17 protein-coding genes are annotated in these 18106 nt (G+C 69.4%); 10 read left to right on the forward strand and 7 right to left on the reverse strand.

Features of this window, described 5'->3' with window-relative positions:
- Positions 1-44: 44 nt before the first annotated feature.
- The 8 genes from HHX30_RS35775 to HHX30_RS35810 all read left to right on the forward strand — a co-directional run bounded on the left by HHX30_RS35775 (position 45) and on the right by HHX30_RS35810 (position 10149).
- On the forward strand, positions 45-1205 hold the full coding sequence (locus HHX30_RS35775; RefSeq protein WP_169988010.1) for a flavin reductase: 1161 nt from the start codon (positions 45-47) through the stop codon (positions 1203-1205).
- A complete protein-coding gene (locus HHX30_RS35780) occupies positions 1202-2749 on the forward strand; it encodes an ABC transporter ATP-binding protein (protein WP_169988012.1) in 1548 nt (515 codons plus the stop codon). Before HHX30_RS35775 ends, HHX30_RS35780 begins: the two co-directional genes overlap by 4 nt.
- Complete coding sequence (locus tag HHX30_RS35785; protein WP_169988014.1) at positions 2742-3851, forward strand: ABC transporter permease; 1110 nt, start codon at positions 2742-2744, stop codon at positions 3849-3851. The genes HHX30_RS35780 and HHX30_RS35785 overlap by 8 nt, the downstream gene beginning before the upstream one ends.
- Entirely contained in the window at positions 3848-4777 is a 930-nt protein-coding gene (locus tag HHX30_RS35790; protein WP_169988016.1) for an ABC transporter permease, read from the forward strand. The genes HHX30_RS35785 and HHX30_RS35790 overlap by 4 nt, the downstream gene beginning before the upstream one ends.
- A 45-nt stretch (positions 4778-4822) precedes the next feature.
- Positions 4823-5926, forward strand: coding sequence for a BMP family protein (locus HHX30_RS35795; RefSeq protein ID WP_169988018.1), 1104 nt, complete (start codon positions 4823-4825; stop codon positions 5924-5926).
- A gap of 62 nt (positions 5927-5988) precedes the next feature.
- Entirely contained in the window at positions 5989-7347 is a 1359-nt protein-coding gene (locus tag HHX30_RS35800; protein WP_169988020.1) for a RidA family protein, read from the forward strand.
- A 46-nt stretch (positions 7348-7393) separates the two neighbouring features.
- Positions 7394-9154 carry a CocE/NonD family hydrolase gene (locus tag HHX30_RS35805; protein WP_211593172.1) on the forward strand — a complete coding sequence of 587 codons (1761 nt, stop codon included), beginning with the start codon at positions 7394-7396 and terminating at the stop codon, positions 9152-9154.
- Entirely contained in the window at positions 9151-10149 is a 999-nt protein-coding gene (locus tag HHX30_RS35810; RefSeq protein ID WP_169988022.1) for a Gfo/Idh/MocA family protein, read from the forward strand. The genes HHX30_RS35805 and HHX30_RS35810 overlap by 4 nt, the downstream gene beginning before the upstream one ends.
- Positions 10150-10290: 141 nt before the next feature.
- Here HHX30_RS35810 and HHX30_RS35815 read toward each other — a convergent pair whose 3' ends face one another.
- The 7 genes from HHX30_RS35815 to HHX30_RS35845 all read right to left on the reverse strand — a co-directional run bounded on the left by HHX30_RS35815 (position 10291) and on the right by HHX30_RS35845 (position 15146).
- Entirely contained in the window at positions 10291-11586 is a 1296-nt protein-coding gene (locus HHX30_RS35815) for an IS256 family transposase (protein WP_396706504.1), read from the reverse strand.
- 74 nt (positions 11587-11660) lie between these two features.
- On the reverse strand, positions 11661-12047 hold the full coding sequence (locus HHX30_RS35820; protein ID WP_169988026.1) for a YccF domain-containing protein: 387 nt from the start codon (positions 12045-12047) through the stop codon (positions 11661-11663).
- A 195-nt stretch (positions 12048-12242) separates the two neighbouring features.
- Complete coding sequence (locus tag HHX30_RS35825) at positions 12243-13004, reverse strand: ABC transporter permease (RefSeq protein ID WP_169988028.1); 762 nt, start codon at positions 13002-13004, stop codon at positions 12243-12245.
- A 9-nt stretch (positions 13005-13013) separates the two neighbouring features.
- Positions 13014-13823, reverse strand: a complete 810-nt coding sequence (locus HHX30_RS35830) for an ABC transporter ATP-binding protein (RefSeq protein ID WP_169988030.1) — start codon at positions 13821-13823, stop codon at positions 13014-13016.
- A gap of 26 nt (positions 13824-13849) precedes the next feature.
- Complete coding sequence (locus tag HHX30_RS35835; RefSeq protein WP_169988032.1) at positions 13850-14236, reverse strand: DUF1048 domain-containing protein; 387 nt, start codon at positions 14234-14236, stop codon at positions 13850-13852.
- A 2-nt stretch (positions 14237-14238) separates the two neighbouring features.
- Positions 14239-14568 carry a PadR family transcriptional regulator gene (locus tag HHX30_RS35840; RefSeq protein ID WP_169988034.1) on the reverse strand — a complete coding sequence of 110 codons (330 nt, stop codon included), beginning with the start codon at positions 14566-14568 and terminating at the stop codon, positions 14239-14241.
- A gap of 338 nt (positions 14569-14906) precedes the next feature.
- Positions 14907-15146: a hypothetical protein gene (locus HHX30_RS35845; protein ID WP_169988036.1), complete on the reverse strand. Its 240-nt coding sequence runs from the start codon at positions 15144-15146 to the stop codon at positions 14907-14909.
- Between the two features lie 378 nt (positions 15147-15524).
- Here HHX30_RS35845 and HHX30_RS35850 point away from each other — a divergent pair, with 378 nt between their 5' ends.
- Together HHX30_RS35850 and HHX30_RS35855 are read left to right on the forward strand one after the other, a co-directional pair.
- Complete coding sequence (locus HHX30_RS35850) at positions 15525-16754, forward strand: sodium:proton antiporter (RefSeq protein ID WP_169988038.1); 1230 nt, start codon at positions 15525-15527, stop codon at positions 16752-16754.
- Positions 16751-18100 (forward strand): TrkH family potassium uptake protein, encoded by a 1350-nt coding sequence (locus HHX30_RS35855; protein ID WP_169988040.1) that lies wholly within the window; start codon positions 16751-16753, stop codon positions 18098-18100. The genes HHX30_RS35850 and HHX30_RS35855 overlap by 4 nt, the downstream gene beginning before the upstream one ends.
- The last annotated feature ends 6 nt before the right edge of the window (positions 18101-18106 follow it).

The raw sequence follows: 18106 nt of genomic DNA on the forward strand, positions 1-18106 counted from the left end.
GGCGGCGTCTGGTCGCCGGCTCACCGAGTACGAGGGAACGCCCGATGACTCGACCGGATGACATCCAGCTCGAACACATGCCCACGCCGGTGGACCCGGTCGTCTTCCGCCGCGTCGTGGGGCACCTGGCCAGCGGCGTCACCATCGTCACGACCAGCCACGGCAGCGACATGTACGGCATGACGGCCAGCTCGGTCACATCACTGTCACTGGAGCCGCCTCTGATGTTGGCGTGCATCAACAACGCCGCCCCAACGGCGTCGGCGGTGTCGCAGGCCGGGCACTACGCGGTGAACGTACTGGGAGAGGGGTCCGCGCATCTGGCCCAGCAGTTCGCCGGACCGCACCGGGACAAGTTCCGCGGTGTCGACATCGTGCCGGGCGCGCTCGGCGCACCGGTGTTGAGTGCCGCGCTCGCCAATCTGGAGTGCCGGGTGGTGGAACGAGTGCGTGGCGGAACGCACACGATCTTCATCGGTGAGGTCGTCGCCGCGAGCGCCCGCGAGGGCAGCCCGCTGACCTACTTCCGGGGAGGCTTCGGCCGGTTCGAGTTCGAGCGCGACGACGAGGCCTACCGGCGGGCCCGGCGCCTCCTGCTGGAGCGCCGCTACGGCGCCGACACCGTGCTCAGCCTCGACGAGTTCGCCTACGACCTCGACGTGGACAAGGCGAGCGCGTTCTACGCCCTGACCCGGCTCGCGGTCGACCAGCTGGTGCGCCGCGATCCCGAGCGCGGCTACGTCGTGGCGCCGTTCGACGTCCGTACCTCCGACGAGGCGTTCGACGCCCGCAGCGCCATCGAGGCGGGGGTGATCGACATGACGGCCGGGCGGCTGACGCCGGCCGACCTCGGCGGTCTGCGTGAGCGCTTCGAGACGATGGCGACCCTGCTGGTCGGCGACCACTTCATCGACTTCGATCGGTACGTCGACGCCAACCTCTCCTTTCACGAATACCTGGTGAGTCTGGCCGGCAACGCCGCATTGTCGGCCGCCTTCGGCCAGATCGGCCTGCGCGCGGTGATGGTGCGCAGCTTCGGCGCGAGCCCCCTCACCTCGCAGGCGTTCATCGAGGTGCAGCGAGAACTGACCGAGGCGCTGGAAGCCGCGGACACCGCGGCCGCCAAACGGGCCGCGTTCGCCTACACCGAGCTGGCGAAGGCACGCGCCCGGGAGATCCTCGCCGAGACGGGCGGCATGCTGTGACCGGCGGCGCCACACCGCTGGTGACGATGCGCGGCATCAGCAAGAGCTTCGGGAACCTGCGCGCCAACCGCGACGTCGACCTCACCCTGTACCGCGGCGAGGTGCACTCGCTTCTCGGCGAGAACGGCGCCGGCAAGTCCACTCTCATGAACATCCTGTTCGGCATGTACCGGCCCGACGCCGGGCGGATCGAGGTGGACGGCACGCCGGTCTCCTTCGGCTCTCCCCGCGACGCGCTGGCCCGGGGAATCGGCATGGTTCACCAGCACTTCATGCTCGTGCCGGACTTCACCGTGGCCGAGAACGTCGCTCTCGGCGGTGAGCGACGGCACCGCCTGGGCCTGCGCCGCACCCGGGTGACCGCGGAGGTGGCGGAACTGGCCGAGCGGTTCGGCATGCACCTGGACGTACGCACACCGGTCCGGCTGCTCTCGGTCGAGCAGCAGCAGCAGGTCGAGATCCTCAAGCTGCTCTACCGCGGCGCCGACCTGCTGATCCTCGACGAGCCGACCGCCGTGCTGGGGCCGGTCGAGATCGAACGGCTGTTCGTCACCCTGCGCCGGCTGTGTGACGCGGGCCGCGGGGTCGTCATCATCACCCACAAACTGACCGAGGTACTGTCCGTCGCCGACCGGATCACCGTTCTGCGCCAGGGCGCGGTCGCGGCCACCGCCCGAAGTGGAGAGCTCGACCGAGCCGGCCTCGCTCTCGCGATGCTCGGCCGTGAACTGCCCGCTCTGCCCGCCCGGCGTCCACACCCGGACGCCGAGCCCCCCACCGTCCTGGAGGTCGAGGGCCTCAGCCTTCCGGCGGGGCGGAGCACGAAGCCGCTGCACGACGTCCGACTGCGGGTGTCGGCCGGAGAGATCGTCGGGATCACGGGGGTCGAGGGCAACGGGCAGACCGAGCTCATGCGGGCCCTGTCGGGCCTGGCCACGCCCTCGTCCGGGACGGTGCGGCTACGCGGACGCGACGTGACCGGGATCTCGCCCCGGCGGTTGCGCGCGCACGGCGTCGGCATCGTCACGGACGACCGGCTCCGCTGGGACGCCGTCACGGAAATGTCGCTGGAGGAGAACTTGGCGCTTGTCGACGTGCCCGCCGGCCGGTTCAGCCGCTTCGGGCTGCTTCGCGGTGGCCGGATGCGCGTGTGGGCGCGGCGGCTGCTGGACGACCACGATGTCTCGCCGCCCGACCCTCAGGCCCGTATGGGTGCGTTGTCCGGCGGCAACCAGCAGAAGGTCGTCATCGCCCGCGAACTCGCTCACGGCCCCGACCTTCTGCTCGCCTCCCACCCCGTACGCGGCCTTGACGCCGGGGCGGCGGACTTCGTGTTCCGCCGGATCGTCGAGCTGCGCGACCGGGGCTCCGGGATCCTGCTGAACTCCGCCGACCTCGACGAGCTGTGGGCCGTCGCCGATCGGGTCGTCGTGCTCAACGGCGGCCGGGTGGCGCTGGAGGGGCGCACCGAGGATCTGACGATCGACCAGGTCGCCGAGGCCATGACAGGCGGCGACGTACCTTCGGCGGTGGGCCGTGACTGAGCGGGCGGGCGGCGTCGCCGTCCAGACAGCGCACGCCGGTTCGGGAGGCGGCGAGGGGAATCGCCGGCGTCTCACGCCGCCGCCCCGGCTGCGCCGGCCACTGGCGTTCGTCGCGGCGCTGGTCATCGCGCTCGCGGTCATGGCGGTGCTGTTCGCCGTGCTCGGGGCCGACCCGGTGAAGGCCCTGCGGGCGATGGCGACAGGCGCGTTCGGCACGCCGTACGCGCTGAACCAGACCCTGCAGGTGGCCAGCGTGCTGACCATGGTCGCGATCGCGGCCCTCATCCCGTTCCGGGCCGGCGTGATGAACGTCGGCGGCGAGGGGCAGCTGGCAGCCGGGGCGACCGCCGCGACCGTCGTGGTGTTCACCGTCGGCGGAGGAGGCGGCGGGCTGGGCGTCGTACTGCTCGCGGTCGCCGCCGCGATGATCGGCGCCGCCGTCTGGGCGGGCCTCACCGGCGTGCTGCGCGCGGCGCTCGGCGCCAACGAGGTGATCGTCGGGCTGATGCTGAACTTCCTCGGCGCCCTGCTCGCCGAATGGGTGATCGCCGGGCCCTGGGCCGACACGCTCGCGCCGCAGACCCGCGCGTTCGACGAGGGCACCGACCTCCCGCAGATCCCCTTGCTGGGCGGCGAGTTCGCCACCGCGCTGCTCGTCGCGCTCGCGGTCTCGGGGCTGGCGTGGGTGCTGCTCGATCGGAGCCGCTTCGGCTTCGCCGTCCGCGTGCTCGGCGGCAACGCGGACGCCGGACTGCGCGCCGGCATCTCGATGCGGCGCATGACGGTCGCCGTCATGCTCGTCGGCGGCGCCGCGGCGGGCCTCGCCGCCTCCGTCCAGGTGTTCACCGTCAACCACGCGCTCATCCAGAACCCGGCGCAGGGCTACGGCTACACGGGCATCGCGGTCGCGCTGCTCGCGGGGCTGCGGCCCCGGCTCGTCCCGCTCGCCGCGGTGCTCTTCGCCGCCCTGACCGTGGGAGCCAACTCGCTGCCCGCCGTGACCGGGGTCTCCACGTCGGCGTCGCTCATCGTCCAGGGCGTGTTCGTGATCTGCCTGATCGCGACGGGCGCCATCACCGTGCGTTCAAGGGGTGCATCATGAGCCAGGCCGCCCTCGTGACCATCCTGTCGACCGGGGTGCTGCTCGCCGTACCGGTGCTGTGGGCCGCGCTCGGCGAACTCATCGTCGAGAAGTCGGGCACGCTGAACCTGGGCGTCGAAGGGGTCATGCTCATCGGCGCCGCCACCGCGGCCCTCGTCGTCAAGGCCGGCGCCGGCTTCGCCGCGGCCGCGCTGGTCAGCCTGCCCGTCGGAGCGCTCTGCGGGGCCGTGCTGGCCTACCTGTACGTGTCCCGGCGCACCGACCAGATCGTGACCGGCATCCTGTTCAACCTGGTCGCGCTGGGCCTCACCACGACCTTGTTCGCCCGCTATCTCAACGGCGTCGGCGAGGTGTCCACCGCGCCCCGTTACGCGGTACCGCTCCTGTCGCGGATCCCGGTCGTCGGGCCGTCCCTGTTCACCCAGACGCCCCTGTTCTACCTGTCGGTCGCGGCCGCCGTGCTGGTGCTGCTGGCCGTGCACGGCACGTGGTTCGGCCTCGGGCTGCTGTCGGCCGGCGAACAGCCCCGCGCCGCCGAGACGGCCGGGATCGACGTCATCCGAGTCCGCTGGAAGGCCCTGCTCGCCGGGAACGCGCTCGCGGGCCTCGGCGGCGCCTGCATCGTCCTCACCCAGAGCGGCGCGTTCCTGCCCAACATCACCAACGGGCAGGGATACATCGCTCTCGCCGTCGTCGTCCTCGGCCGGTTCAAGCCGGCGTACATCGTCCTGGGCGCCGTGTTCTTCGGCATCGCCAACGCGTTCCAGTTCCAGCTACAGAGTCTGCCGTTCGCGCAGGGATACCCCCGCCAGCTGTGGCTCGCCCTGCCCTACATCGCCACCATCGTCGCCGTCACGCTCAGCCGGAGCGCACGTTACCCCGCCGCGGTGGGCCGGCCGTACGTGCCGGCCGCCCGCCGCGGCTGATCCACCCCCGTCCCGTACTCGGCCCCACTCCTCCTGGAGGTCACCATGCGCACCGTCCCCCGGCCCTTCCGTCACACACCCGTCCGAGTGGCCGCGCTGGCGGCCGCCGCGCTCCTCCTCGCCGCCTGCGGCGGGGAGACGAGCGGCGAGCCGAGCGCCTCCGGCGACGCCGGAGGCAAGCTCAAGGTCGCCGTCCTGACCTCGGGAACGGCCCAGGACGGGTCATGGGGCCAGGCCGTGACCGAGGGCGCCAAGGCCGCGGCCGGGAAGTTCGGCGCCGAGGTCCAGGTGTCCGACAACCTCGACACGCCGCAGCAGTTCCAGCAGCTCGGCAGCGCCTTCGCCCAGCAGGGCTACGACCTGATCGTGGTCGCGAACGGCGCGGCGGCCGACGCCGTCAAGCAGCTCGCCAAGCAGTTCCCCGACGTGAAGTTCGGCGGCATCGCCCAGGAGATCCCCGACATCCCGGCCAACGTCCGGACCGTGACGCCGATCTTCCAGGAGACCTCGTTCCTGGCCGGAGTGCTCGCGGGCACGATGACCAAGACCGACACCGTGGCCACGATCGGCGGCTTCGACTTCCCCGTGCTCAACAACGAGATGGAGGGCTTCGCGCTGGGCGCCCGCTACGCCAACGCCGATGTCAAGGTCCTGCGCAGCTTCATCAACAGCTGGACCGACGCCGGCAAGGGGCGGGCCGCCGCCGAGGCGGCCGTGTCGCAGGGCGCCGACTTCATCTTCTCGGCCACGGACCAGGCCACCCAGGGAATGGCGCAGGTCACGCAGGACAAGGCCGATCACTACGTCATCACCCAGTACGCCGACGACCACAAGCAGGCCCCCAAGACGATCCTCACCAGCGCGCTGTACGGCCTCGGCGAGATCACCGGCCAGTTCGTCGAGGACGTCGCGGGCGGCGGCTGGAAGAACGAGAACGTGCAGCTCGGCCTGAAGGACATCGGCGGCCTCGCGCCGTTCTACGAGCTGGAGAGCAAGGTGCCGCAGGAGGCCAAGGCGGCCGTGACGCAGGCCGAGGAGGCCATGAAGAAGGGCTGCCTGACGCTGCCGGACGGAGCGGCCCTCGGCAAGTCCGGCTCGGCCGACGCCGTAGACGTGACCCCGCTGCAGGAAGCGGTCAAATCGTGTTGAGTATGACGTTGTCACCACAAAACGCCCGGACAGTGTGATCTTCGAGAAGGAGAGCGGTTCCTATGTCGTCCCGTAAGGTGTTCAGCGTCCCCGGCGCCGACTTCCCCGAGTGGTACCCGAGCTCGCCGGTCGCCACGGCCGGCCCGTTCGCCTTCACCGCCTCCATGAGCGCGGTCGACTGGCGGACCGGCGGCCTCGCCGAGGCCGCCCGCCCCAGGCCGGGCCTGCCGCTGAGCACCGGCCACCCGGTCAAGCTCCAGGTGCGCGAGGCCTATCGCCGGCTCGACCTGGCCCTGCAGGCCGCCGGCTCCTCGCTGGACCGCGGCGTGTCGATCAACCAGTGGCAGCCGACGTACCACGGCCTGCAGGAGCGGGAACCCGCCGGCCGCGACCCGTACGCGCTGTACTGGGAGGACTGGCGACGCGTCGCCCACGCCTACATCCAGGGCCGCAACGAGTTCCTGCTGTCGGATCGGCCGGCGAGCTGCCTCATGCCCGTCGACCGGCTGGTCGGGGCCGACGCCGACATCGAGATCCAGCTCGTGTCCCTGCTCGCCGGCTCCGGCATCACCAAGTCGACGTACGCGCACGACATCCACAGCCCGCTCGGGGGGTACTCCATCGGCGTCGAGGCCGGCCCGTGGCTGTTCTCGGCCGGGTTCATCGCCACCGACTTCACGACCGGCCTGCACCCGAACGCCCGGGTGCCCGAGCACATCTGGTACGGCAACCAGGTGGCTCAGGAGACCGAGGAGACCCTGCGGCAGATCCGCGTCGCGATGGAGGCGGCCGGCGGCCGCTGGGAGAACGTCGTCAAGGTCGTGCTGTACCTCACTCCGGAGGGCATCAGGAACCTGCCGGCGATCGACGAGGTGTGGGCGAAGCAGTGGCCGGTCGATCCGCCCGCCCGCGCGATCGTGCCGGTGTCCGGCATCGGCGGAGTCAAGCACGGCAACGTCGAGATCTACGTGATCGTCACCAGGCCCGAGCACGGCGGCGACCGTGAGGTGATCCATGCGCCGAACGCACTCGACGCGCTGGGGCATTCGGTGCAGGCCGTCCGGTCCGGACCGTTGCTGTTCCTGTCCACCCAGCTCGGGCGGACCGCGGAGGGATTGTCGCCCGAGGCGGCCGCGGCCCGCAGAGGCATGCCCCACACGCGGCGGCACATCGTCGACCAGGTACGCCGGATCCACGACGACGTGGCGGCGATCTGCGAGGCCGCCGGCACCTCGATCGAGAACACGGTGAAGGTCGACGCCTTCCTGACGGACATGTCCGACCTGCCGACGTTCCTCGACGCGTGGAAGGAGCCCTTCACCGACGGCTACCCGGCGAGCGGGTTCTTCGAGGTGCCGCCGCGCTCGCACGAGATCCCCGACTGCGACGTCACGGTCGACCTCGTGGTGGCCATGCCCTGACGGGCGCACCGTCTCGACCTCCCCACCGCATCCCGAAGGAAGGCTTGTGTCCGATACCCCCGCGTACGACATCGTCCCCGACCACCGTGACGGCATGCGCGTCCTGTGGGACGTCCCGATCCCCCAGGACGACGGCGTCGTCCTCCGGGCGGACGTGTTCCTGCCCGAGGACGAGGGCCGCTACCCCGTGCTCCTCAGCTACGGCCCGTACGCCAAGGGCCTCGCGTTCCAGGACGGCTACCCGACGGCCTGGCAGACGCTGTCCGAGCAGCACCCGGACGTCGCCGCCGGATCCACCAACCAGTACCAGAACTGGGAGGTCGTCGACCCCGAGAAGTGGATTCCGCACGGCTACGCGGTCGTGCGGGTCGACTCGCGCGGCTGCGGGCGCTCGCCCGGCGTCGTCGACCACTTCTCGGCCCGTGAGACGCGGGACTACCACGACTGCGTCGAGTGGGCGGGCACACAGCCCTGGAGCGACGGCAACGTCGGGCTGTCGGGAGTGTCGTACTTCGGGATGAACCAGTGGCTGGTCGCCGCGACCCAGCCCGAGCATCTGCGGGCGATCTGCGTGTGGGAGGGGGCGAGCGACTTCTACCGGGACGCCTCCCACCACGGTGGAATCCTGTCGACCTTCTGGCAGCACTGGTACGACAAGCAGGTGAAGACGGTGCAGTACGGCCTGGGCGGCCGCGGTCCACGTCATCCGGTGACGGGCCTGCAGGTCTGCGGGGACGACGACTTCACCGACGAGGAGATGGCGGCCAACCGCGTCGACTTCGGAGGCGACATCCGCGCGCACCCCTTCATCGACGACTACCACCGGACCCGCATACCGGACTGGAGCCGCATCACCGTCCCCCTGCTGTCGGCCGGCAACTGGGGCGGCCAGGGGCTGCACCTGCGCGGCAACGTCGAAGGGTTCCTGCAAGCGGCCTCGGAGCAGAAATGGCTGGAGCTGCACGGCTTGGAGCACTGGACGACGTACTACACGGACTACGGGCGCGAGATCCAGCTGGCGTTCTTCGACCACTTCCTCAAAGGCGCCGACAACGGGTGGGACCGGCGCCCCCGGGTCCAGCTGCAGGTGCGCCATGTCGACGACACCTTCACCGAGCGGTTCGAGGACGACTGGCCGATCCCGCGGACGCGCTGGCAGGAGATGTTCCTCGACCCAGCGGCCCGGCGGCTGTCGGAAACGGTTCCCGCCGGGGGCACGGTCGAGTTCGACGCGATGGGGAACGGCGTGACCTTCGAGACCTCGCCGTTCACCGAGACCACGGAGATCACCGGGCCGCTGGCCGCACGCCTGTGGGTGGAGACGACGGCTGCCGACTGCGACCTGTTCCTCACCCTGAAGGTGCTTGACGAGTCCGGCCGGCATCTCGCCTTCGTGGGCGCGGTCGATCCGCACGCGCCGGCGACCCAGGGATGGCTACGGCTGAGCCATCGCGCGCTCGACCCCGCACGCAGCCTGCCGTACCGGCCGGTTCACCGGCACGAGAGCGCCGACCCGGTCGAGCCGGGAGTGGTCTACGAGGTCGAGGTGGAGCTGTGGCCGACCAGTCTGGTGATCCCGCCCGGTCACCGGCTGGCGCTGACCGTCGGCGGCCGTGACTTCGCCGACCCGGACCTGCCCGAGATCCGCATGTCGAACTTCAAGAACCAGATGCGCGGCTCGGGACCGTTCCTGCACGACGATCCGGTGGACCGCGACCCCCGGGTCCTGACCGGTCGCACCACGCTGCACGCCGGGCCCGGCCGACCGGCCCGGCTGCTGGTGCCGATCATTCCTCCCGCATCATGACAGCGGACTTCCGCGTCGCCGTCGTCGGCCTCGGCTGGTGGGGCCGCACCGTCGCGGCCGCGCTCAGGGGCAGCGATGTGGTCAGCGTGGTCCTCGGCGCCGACCCCTCCGCAGCCGGCCGAACGGCGGGCGAAGAGCTCGGGCTGCGCATGGCGAACAGTCTGGAGGAGGTGTTGCAAGCGCCGGACATCGACGGCGTCGTGCTGTGCACCCCGCACACGGCGCACGCCGGCCAGATCGTCGCCGCAGCCCGGGCCGGCAAACATGTGTTCTGTGAGAAACCCCTGTGCACATCGGGGGAAGAAGCCGAGTGGGCGCTCGGCGAGGTGGCCGAGCACGGCGTCACGCTCGGGGTGGGCCACGAGCGGCGGTTCGAGCCGCCGGTGGTCGACCTCCTGCGCCGGGTCCGGGCGGGAGAATTCGGGACGCCGCTGGTGTTCGAGGGTGCTTTCAGCCAGGACAAGTTCCTCGGCATGGACCCCGGCAACTGGCGGTTGTCACCGGAGGTCTCACCCGTCGGCCCGCTGTCGGCCACCGGCGTCCACCTGGTCGACCTGTCCGTAGCTTTGCTCGGCGCTCCTACACAGGTATGGGCGCGGATGGCGACGCTCGGCAGCGAGCTGCCCAACGGCGACACGCTCACCGTCACCATCGGCTTCGAGAGCGGGGCCACGGCGGTGCTGACCTCAGTCCTCGCCACACCCTTCTTCGGCAGGGCGATGCTGGTCGGGTCATCAGGCTGGGTCGAGGTGCGCGACCGCAACCATCCCGAGGAACCGCAGGGCTGGGACGTCGTGCGCAAGCGCCGCGGCGCCCCCGCCGTGACCGAGTTCGTACCGCCGCACCCCGCCGTTCGCGACAATATCGAGCAGTGGGCGAAGGCCGCGCTCGGCGGCTCTCCCTACCCGATACCCGTAGAGGAGATGCGCTGGACCGTACGGACCTACGAGGCCGTCGTCCGATCGGTGGCGAGCGGCCGCGTGGAGTCTCCGTAGCAACAGCCATAGCCGCGACGGATCGGGGCGGAAAACATTGTGAGAGCTGTTTGTACATGGTGCCGAGGGTGAAGTCGCCCAGGTAGCAGGCGATGTCCCGGGGGCGCCAAAAAAAGGAAAAAAAGGACCGGGTCTGTCCAATCAACGGTGTAACTCGGTCTTGATTGGTTCTATCGGGGCGGTTGGGGTCAGGCGGCCTTCGAAGGTGATGGCGAAGGCGTTGAGGGCGGCCTTCCATCGGGTCACCCAGCGTTTGCGGCCCTTTCCGGTCGGGTCCAGGCTCATGACGGCCATGTAGACGCACTTGAGCGCGGCCTGCTCGTTGGGGAAGTGGCCACGGGCCTTGACCGCCCGGCGGATCCGGGCGTTGACTGACTCGATCGCGTTCGTCGAGCAGATCACCCGGCGGATCTCGACATCGAAGGACAGAAACGGCACGAACTCCGCCCAGGCGTCCTGCCACAGCTTCACGATCGCCGGGTACCTACCGCCCCAGGCGTCGGCGAACTCGGTGAACCGCTCGAGCGCGGCGGCCTCGGTCGGGGCGGTGTAGACCGGTCGCAGCGCCTTGGCGATGGCGTCCCAGTGCTGGCGTGCGGCGTAGCGGAAGGAAGCACGCAGCAGGTGCACCACGCAGGTCTGCACCACGGCCTGGGGCCAGACCTGCTCGATGGCCTGCGGCAGCCCTTTGAGACCGTCGCAGACCATCATGAGCACATCGGCGACACCCCGGTTCTTGATCTCCGTCAGCACGTGCAGCCAGAACTTGGCGCCCTCACCGCCGTCACCGGCCCACAAACCGAGGATGTCGCGCTCGCCGTCGGCGGTGACCGCCAAAGCGAGGTAGATGGGCCGGTTGGCGACCTGACCATCACGGACCTTCACGTGGATGGCGTCGATGAACACCACCGGATAGACCGCATCCAGGGGGCGGTTCTGCCACTCGGCCATGCCCTCGATCACCTTGTCGGTGATGGTGGAGATGGTCTGCTTGGACACCTCCGCCCCGTAGACCTCGGCCAGGTGCGCGGAGATCTCCCCGGTGGTCAGGCCCTTGGCAGCCAGCGAGATGACCATCTCATCGACACCCGACAGGCGCCGCTGCCGCTTACGCACGATCTTCGGCTCGAAACTGGCGTCCCGATCACGGGGCACATCGATCTCGACCGGCCCGACCTCGGTGATGACCGTCTTGGTGCGGGTGCCGTTGCGGGTGTTGCCGCTGCCCCGACCGGCCGGATCGTGCTTGTCGTAGCCGAGGTGGTCGGTGAGCTCGCCCTCCAGCGCCGACTCCAGCACCAGCTTGGTCAGCCGGCCCAGCAGCCCGTTCTCACCGACCAGCTCCAGCCCTTCGGCGCGGGCCTGGTCGATCAGCCGGGCCACCAGCTCCCGGTCCGACGCTTCATAGTCTTTCCGCGCCACCGCGGCGTCCTCCAGGTCCAACGCTTCGGATGCCTGGATCACCGTACTCGTCACAGGTGTCTCCTTGATCAGGAGTTACACCGTTGTTCTTACAGTCCCCCGCGGCTTACGGGAACGATGTCCTTGCCCAGCGGCATCAACGAGATCGGGATCATTTTGAGGTTCGCGATCCCCAGCGGGATGCCGATGATCGTGATGAACAGCGGGATCGCGGTGACGATGTGCCCGATCGCCAACCAGATCCCGGCGACGAGCAGCCAGATGACGTTGCCGAGCACCGACCACGCGCCGGCGGACGGCTTGTCGGCGACGGTCCGGCCGAACGGCCACAGCGCGTAGCCCGCAATCCGGAACGACGCGATGCCGAACGGGATGGTGACGATGAGGACGCAGCAGATGATCCCCGCCACGACATAGCCTAATGCGAGCCACAGGCCGGCGAAGATCAGCCAGATGACATTAAGGACGGTGTTCATAGTGCTCACTGTCCCACCCGGCCGGCTCAGCAGGTAGTGGACCGTCCTTACACAATCGATAGTGACCGCCTGGCGGTCAAGGGGCACGCGACGCGCGATAAGCGAGATCGATGCGGGCATTCGGCCTGGGCGTCGGCCGCCACCACGTCGGGAGCGACCTCCACCGATCTGGATCAGGACAAGCCCGGATGCGGCCTAGGAGATCTTGCGGCGGTAGGTGCGCATGGCGAAGGCGAACGCGACGATGAGGATGCCGACGCACCAGGCCAGGGCGATCCAGATGTCGGTTCCGACCGGCTGCTCGGTGAACAGGTCGCGGATGGCGTTGACGATGGAGGTCACCGGCTGGTGCTCGGCGAAGGCGCGCACCGGGCCGGGCATGGTGCCGGTGGGCACGAAGGCCGAGCTGAGGAAGGGCAGGAAGATGAGGGGGTAGGAGAACGCGCTCGCACCTTCCATGGTCTTGGCCGAGAGGCCGGGGATGACGGCGATCCACGTCAGTGCCAGAGTGAACAGGATCAGGATGCCGGCGACCGCGAGCCATGCGGGCGCCCCCGCCGCCGAGCGGAAGCCCATGAGCAGGGCGACGAGCACGACGACCACGAGTGAGATCAGGTTGGCGACCAGCGAGGTCAGCACGTGCGCCCACAGCACGGACGAGCGTGCGATCGGCATGGACTGGAAGCGCTCGAAGATGCCGCCCTTCATGTCCGTGAAGAGCCGGAACGCGGTGTAGGCGATGCCCGAGGCGACCGTGATGAGCAGGATGCCGGGCAGCATGTAGTTCACGTACGAGTCCGACCCTGTTCTGATCGCGCCGCCGAAGACGTAGACGAACATCAGCATCATGGCGATCGGCATGACTGCGGTGGTGATGATGGTGTCGGGGCTGCGGGTGATGTGGCGCAGGGATCGTCCCAGCAGGACGACGGTGTCGCCGAAGAAATGCTTGGCCATCGTGGTTCCTTACTGGTCCGTACTGACCTGCGGTGTCCGCCGGGCGTCGCCGTTCTTGCCGTCGGTACCGACGAGGGTGAGGAAGACGTCCTCGAGGGTCGGCTGCTTTTCGACGTATTCGACCTTGGCGGGCGGGAGCAGCCGCTTGAGCTCGGTGAGGGTGCCGTTGACGATGATCCGGCCCTCGTGGAGGATCGCGATCCGGTCGGCGAGGTGTTCGGCCTCGTCCAGGTACTGCGTGGTGAGCAGCACCGTCGTCCCCTGGGCGGCGAGTTCCTTGACGGCCTGCCATACCTCGATGCGTGCCTGGGGGTCGAGCCCGGTCGTCGGCTCGTCGAGGAAGATGACCGGCGGGTTCCCTATGAGGCTCATGGCGATGTCGAGGCGGCGGCGCATGCCACCGGAGTACGTCCCCACCTTCCGCGCGGCCGCGTCGGTCAGCGAGAAACGGGCGAGCAGGTCATCGGCGATCCTGCCCGGGTTCTTGAGGTGCCGCAGCCGGGCGACCAGCACCAGGTTCTCCCGCGCGCTGAGGATCTCGTCGACGGCGGCGAACTGTCCGGTGAGACTGATGGACTCCCGCACGCCCGCCGCCTGCGTCGCGACGTCGAAGCCGTTGACGCGGGCCGTGCCCGCGTCGGCCTTGAGCAGCGTGGACAGAATCTTCACGGCCGTGGTCTTGCCCGCACCGTTGGAGCCGAGCAGGGCGAAGATGCTGCCGCGCGCCACGTCGAAGTCCACGCCGCGCAGCACCCGCAGTTCCTTGTACGACTTCTCCAGGCCCTGCACCTGGATCGCCGGGGCTAGCTGTGTCGTCATCACTCGGTCCTGTCTTGTCTTCCGGGCTATTCGCCGGCGGCGCGCTCGATGGCGCTGATGAGGCGGTTCCGCACCCGGCTTCTCCACTGTCCGAGTGGGTAGTTGGCCGCGAACGCCTCCACGAACTCCACGGGGTCGTCCCCGAAGAGGTCGCGGATCGGGGTTCCGTCCGCCGCGCTCTGTTCGAACAGATCCGCCAGGTCCTCGTACATCGCCATCGCCCCGGCGCCGTCGGCCGGCCCGAGGAGCATCAGGTAGCGCTCCATCGCCTCGGCCGCCGTGCGGTAGCTCTCGGGAAGCTGCTTGACGCGCGCCTTGTACTGCCGGTAGCGCCGCTTGTCCTCCAGCGGCCCGGTGACCTTCTCCAGGTACTGCAGATAGCGGCTCTTCGACTCGTCCGGCCCTGTGGCCATGTCTACTTACCTCCTTCGCGGAGCTGTTCGAGCCTCTCGGCGAGAAAGCTCCAGGTCCTCCAGAACTCTTCGAGGTACTCCCGTCCCTGGGCGTTCAGGGAGTACACCTTTCGCGGCGGCCCCTTCTCGGACGGGACCTTCTCCACGTCGACCAGGCCGCGCTGCTCGACCCGGACCAGCAGCGCGTAGATGGTGCCCTCGGCGATGTCGGAGAAGCCCTGCTCCCGTAGCCACGCCGTGATCTCGTAGCCGTACGCGGGCCGGCCGGACAGGATCGCCAGGACGATGCCCTCCAGCGTTCCCTTGAGCATCTCGGTCGCCTGCTTGCCCATGGAGACGCCCCCCTTCAGCTACTTGGTGCTGCTGAGTACCGGTACACAGTAACGCTAGATACCGGTACTCAGCAACACCAAGTAGTTCGCGCGCAAGGGTGGATGCGACCTGATCACCGTCGAAACCTCCGTCGGCCTGCCGCCCGCCCAGCGCGGCCTCCATCTCCGGTTCCGCGACGGCGCCGCCGACGGCAAGCCGTGCAGGAGGCCACTCGGCTACAGATACGACGCGACAGGCGCAACTGCTGGATGCGGCCCGACTTATATTCCGCGACCGCAGTAAGTTAGGCGATCACTCAACTGTGGCGTCAGGAACCAACCCGAGGACCCGGAGAATGTCAGACGTAGGAAACGCGTAGGTTTCGCCGGCTGATCCCGGAGGAGACGCAGAAGCGCAGCGGGCCGAGATCCAAAATCAAACAACCGTTGCGGAGGTGATCCCACAGGCGCTCAACCGTGTCGAGCAGACTGGCGGACCTCGTCCAATCAAGATCTCCCGTGACGTGCACGACCGCCCATCTGCCATAGGCGCCGTGATCCACGTCGAACACGATCCCGTTAGGAGGCACCGCGATCACCGCCTCCCACCCGCAAACGCCACTGCCGTACAACCCAGTCCCTCGACAAGGTACGGCAACATCGGCCACACGAGGCGCTCGTCACCGCGGTACAGACGCACACCACTACTCGCCCCTCGCCGCATCATGCCTCCGGCGGGGCCTCCGGCTCCGGGGTGATCACCCGCGCACGGGCCGGGACCGCAGGTGGTCGCGCGACTGATCGGCCCGCTCCCCTGACGGTTGGAAGCCACGTATGCGTGTGTTTCAACTGTGTTGTTACGGTAGGCGCGGTGTGCCGGGAAGTCTGGTCGGCGACGTCTTTCAGCGTTGCACTCGGCGGAGGTTCTCGGTGGCACTCAAGACGGCGTGTAGGCACCACATCGAGGCGGGCCGGCGGTGAGCGCTCTGCTGCCGGCGTTCGCCGGTGTCCTGCTGCTGGCTGTGCTGCTGTCCAGCCTGGCGAACCGCACGATCCTGTCCACCGCGGCGTTGTTCCTTGTCGCCGGGTTCGTCCTGGGTGACGGCGTGCTGGGCGTGATGCCGATCGTCCCGGACGACGAGATCGTCGGCACGCTGGCGGAGCTCGCGCTGTTCGCGGTGCTGTTCACCGACGGCATGCGGGTCGGCTGGAGCGAGTTGCGCGAGGCGTGGAAGCTGCCCGGGCGGGCCCTCGGCTGGGGTCTGCCGCTCACGCTGCTGGTGACCGCGGTCGGCGCACACTATCTCGTCGGGCTGGGCTGGATCGAGTCGCTGCTGATCGGCGCGATCCTGTCCCCCACCGACCCGGTCTTCGCCGCCGCGCTGGTCGGCAACGAGAAGGTGCCACCCCGGCTGCGCCGGCTGCTGAACGTCGAGTCGGGCGTCAACGACGGGCTGGCTCTGCCGTTTGTGATGGTGTTCCTCGCGGTCGCCGCGGGCTCGCACAACCTGCACCTCGGTGAGCTCGGACTGGAGCTCGCCGTCGGGGTGCTGATCGGCGTGGCCGTTCCGTGGTTGGCCATCAGACTGGAGCGCACTCGCTGGTTTTCCGCCTCCACCGCCTACGAGCCATTGAACGCGCTGGCCATCGGCCTGCTGGTGCTGGCGCTGGGCAAGGCCATGCACGGCAACCTGTTCCTGGCCGCCTTCTGCGCCGGCATCACCGTGGCGACCTTCGGCGAGCGGCAGCGCGAGTCGTTCGAGCACTTCGGCGAGCTGATCGCCGAACTGTTCAAGCTCGGCGCCCTGCTGGTCTTCGGCGCGCTGATCAGCCCCGCGCTGCTGGGCTCGGTCGGCTGGGCGGGCTGGCTGTTCGCCATCCTGGCGCTGGTCGTGGCCCGGCCGGTGGCCATCTGGGTGTCCTTCCTCGGCTCGGGGCTGGGCGTGCGCGAGCAGGCCGCGACGGCTTGGTTCGGGCCGAAGGGCTTCGCCTCGGTCGTCTACGGGCTCATCGTGCTGGGCTCCGGCATCGTCGCCGCCCAGCAGGTCTTCCAGCTTGTCGCGGTGACCATCGTGGCCTCGATCCTGCTGCACTCCTCCACCGACATCCTGGTGGCCCGCTGGTTCGACGACGAGCGGGAGGTCCCCGCCTGGTATGGCGCCGCCCGTCGCCTGCACGGACGCGTACGCCGGAATCACGAGGCATGATGCGGGCCAGGAGTGTGCTGGGACGGTTCCGGCATCCGGCGCAGGTCGTCACGACTGGATTCGGGGCGGCGGTCCTCCTGGGGACCGTCCTGCTGTCCACCCCGCTCGCCACGGCCTCGGGGAGACCCGCGGGATGGATCACGGCCCTGTTCACCGCGACATCGGCGGTGTGCGTGACCGGACTGACCGTCGTCGACACGGCCGCGCACTGGTCGGCGTTCGGCGAGGTGGTGATCGCCGTCCTGATCCAGGTGGGCGGTCTCGGCATCATGACCCTCGCGACCGTCTTCACCCTGCTGATCTCCCGCAGGCTGAGCCTGCGCGCCCGATTATCCGCCCAAGCGGAGACCAAAGCGCTCAGCGCGAGTGACCTACGGCGCGTGGTGGCCAAGGTCGTGCTGTTCAGCTTGGCGTCTGAGGCGGTGACGGCCTCCGTCCTCACGCTCAGGTTCATGACGGGATATGCGGAGCCAGTCGGCCATGCCGCCTACCTCGGCGTCTTCCACGCGGTCTCGGCGTTCAACAACGCCGGTTTCGCGTTGTGGCCCGACAGCCTGATCCGCTTCGCCGGCGATCCGTGGATCTGCCTGACCATCGCGGCGGCGGTGATCGTGGGCGGGCTCGGCTTCCCGGTGCTGTTCGAGCTGCGCCGCTCCTGGCGCCGGCCTGGACGCTGGTCGCTGCTGACCCGCGTCACACTCGCGGTGACCGCGGTTCTGCTGGCCGGCGGCACGCTGATCTTCCTCGCCACGGAGTGGGCCAATCCCCGCACTCTGGGGCAGTTGGACGGGCCGGGCAAGCTGCTGGCGGCATTCTTCACCGCCGTGATGCCGCGTACGGCCGGGTTCAACAGCCTCGATCTCGCCCAGATGCATCCGTCCAGCTGGCTGGTCACCGACCTGCTGATGTTCGTAGGGGGCGGCAGCGCGGGCACCGCCGGCGGCATCAAGGTCACCACCCTCGGCCTGCTGGCGTTCATCGTCTGGACCGAGATGCGCGGCGAGAGCCGGGTGAACATCGGCCACCGCCGCCTGCCCGAGGCGGCGCAGCGGCAGGCGGTCTCCCTCACCGTGCTCGGCGTGGGCCTGGTCGCCTTCTCGACCTACATCCTGCTGGTGCTCACCCCGCACGGTCTCGACCGGGTGCTGTTCGAGGTCGTCTCCGCCTTCGGCACGGCGGGTCTGTCGACGGGCATCACCGCTTCCATCCCGCCGGCCGGGCACCTGCTGCTCGTCGCCCTGATGTTCGTCGGCCGGATCGGCCCGCTCACGCTGGGCTCCGCGCTCGCCCTGAAAGAGCGCACCCGGCGGTACGAGCTCCCGGAGGAAGGAATGATCGTCGGCTGACGGGCA

It is taken from the genome of Microbispora sp. H10836 (assembly GCF_012999525.1).
Classification (GTDB): Bacteria; Actinomycetota; Actinomycetes; order Streptosporangiales; family Streptosporangiaceae; genus Microbispora.

Coding starts and splice junctions, on each gene's coding strand:
- HHX30_RS35830 (WP_169988030.1), bottom strand. CDS start 13,823: ATGACGACACAGCTAGCCCCGGCGATCCAGGTGCAGGGCCTGGAGAAG.
- HHX30_RS35775 (WP_169988010.1), top strand. CDS start 45: ATGACTCGACCGGATGACATCCAGCTCGAACACATGCCCACGCCGGTG.
- HHX30_RS35820 (WP_169988026.1), bottom strand. CDS start 12,047: ATGAACACCGTCCTTAATGTCATCTGGCTGATCTTCGCCGGCCTGTGG.
- HHX30_RS35835 (WP_169988032.1), bottom strand. CDS start 14,236: ATGGCCACAGGGCCGGACGAGTCGAAGAGCCGCTATCTGCAGTACCTG.
- HHX30_RS35810 (WP_169988022.1), top strand. CDS start 9,151: ATGACAGCGGACTTCCGCGTCGCCGTCGTCGGCCTCGGCTGGTGGGGC.
- HHX30_RS35800 (WP_169988020.1), top strand. CDS start 5,989: ATGTCGTCCCGTAAGGTGTTCAGCGTCCCCGGCGCCGACTTCCCCGAG.
- HHX30_RS35795 (WP_169988018.1), top strand. CDS start 4,823: ATGCGCACCGTCCCCCGGCCCTTCCGTCACACACCCGTCCGAGTGGCC.
- HHX30_RS35840 (WP_169988034.1), bottom strand. CDS start 14,568: ATGGGCAAGCAGGCGACCGAGATGCTCAAGGGAACGCTGGAGGGCATC.
- HHX30_RS35790 (WP_169988016.1), top strand. CDS start 3,848: ATGAGCCAGGCCGCCCTCGTGACCATCCTGTCGACCGGGGTGCTGCTC.
- HHX30_RS35825 (WP_169988028.1), bottom strand. CDS start 13,004: ATGGCCAAGCATTTCTTCGGCGACACCGTCGTCCTGCTGGGACGATCC.
- HHX30_RS35855 (WP_169988040.1), top strand. CDS start 16,751: ATGATGCGGGCCAGGAGTGTGCTGGGACGGTTCCGGCATCCGGCGCAG.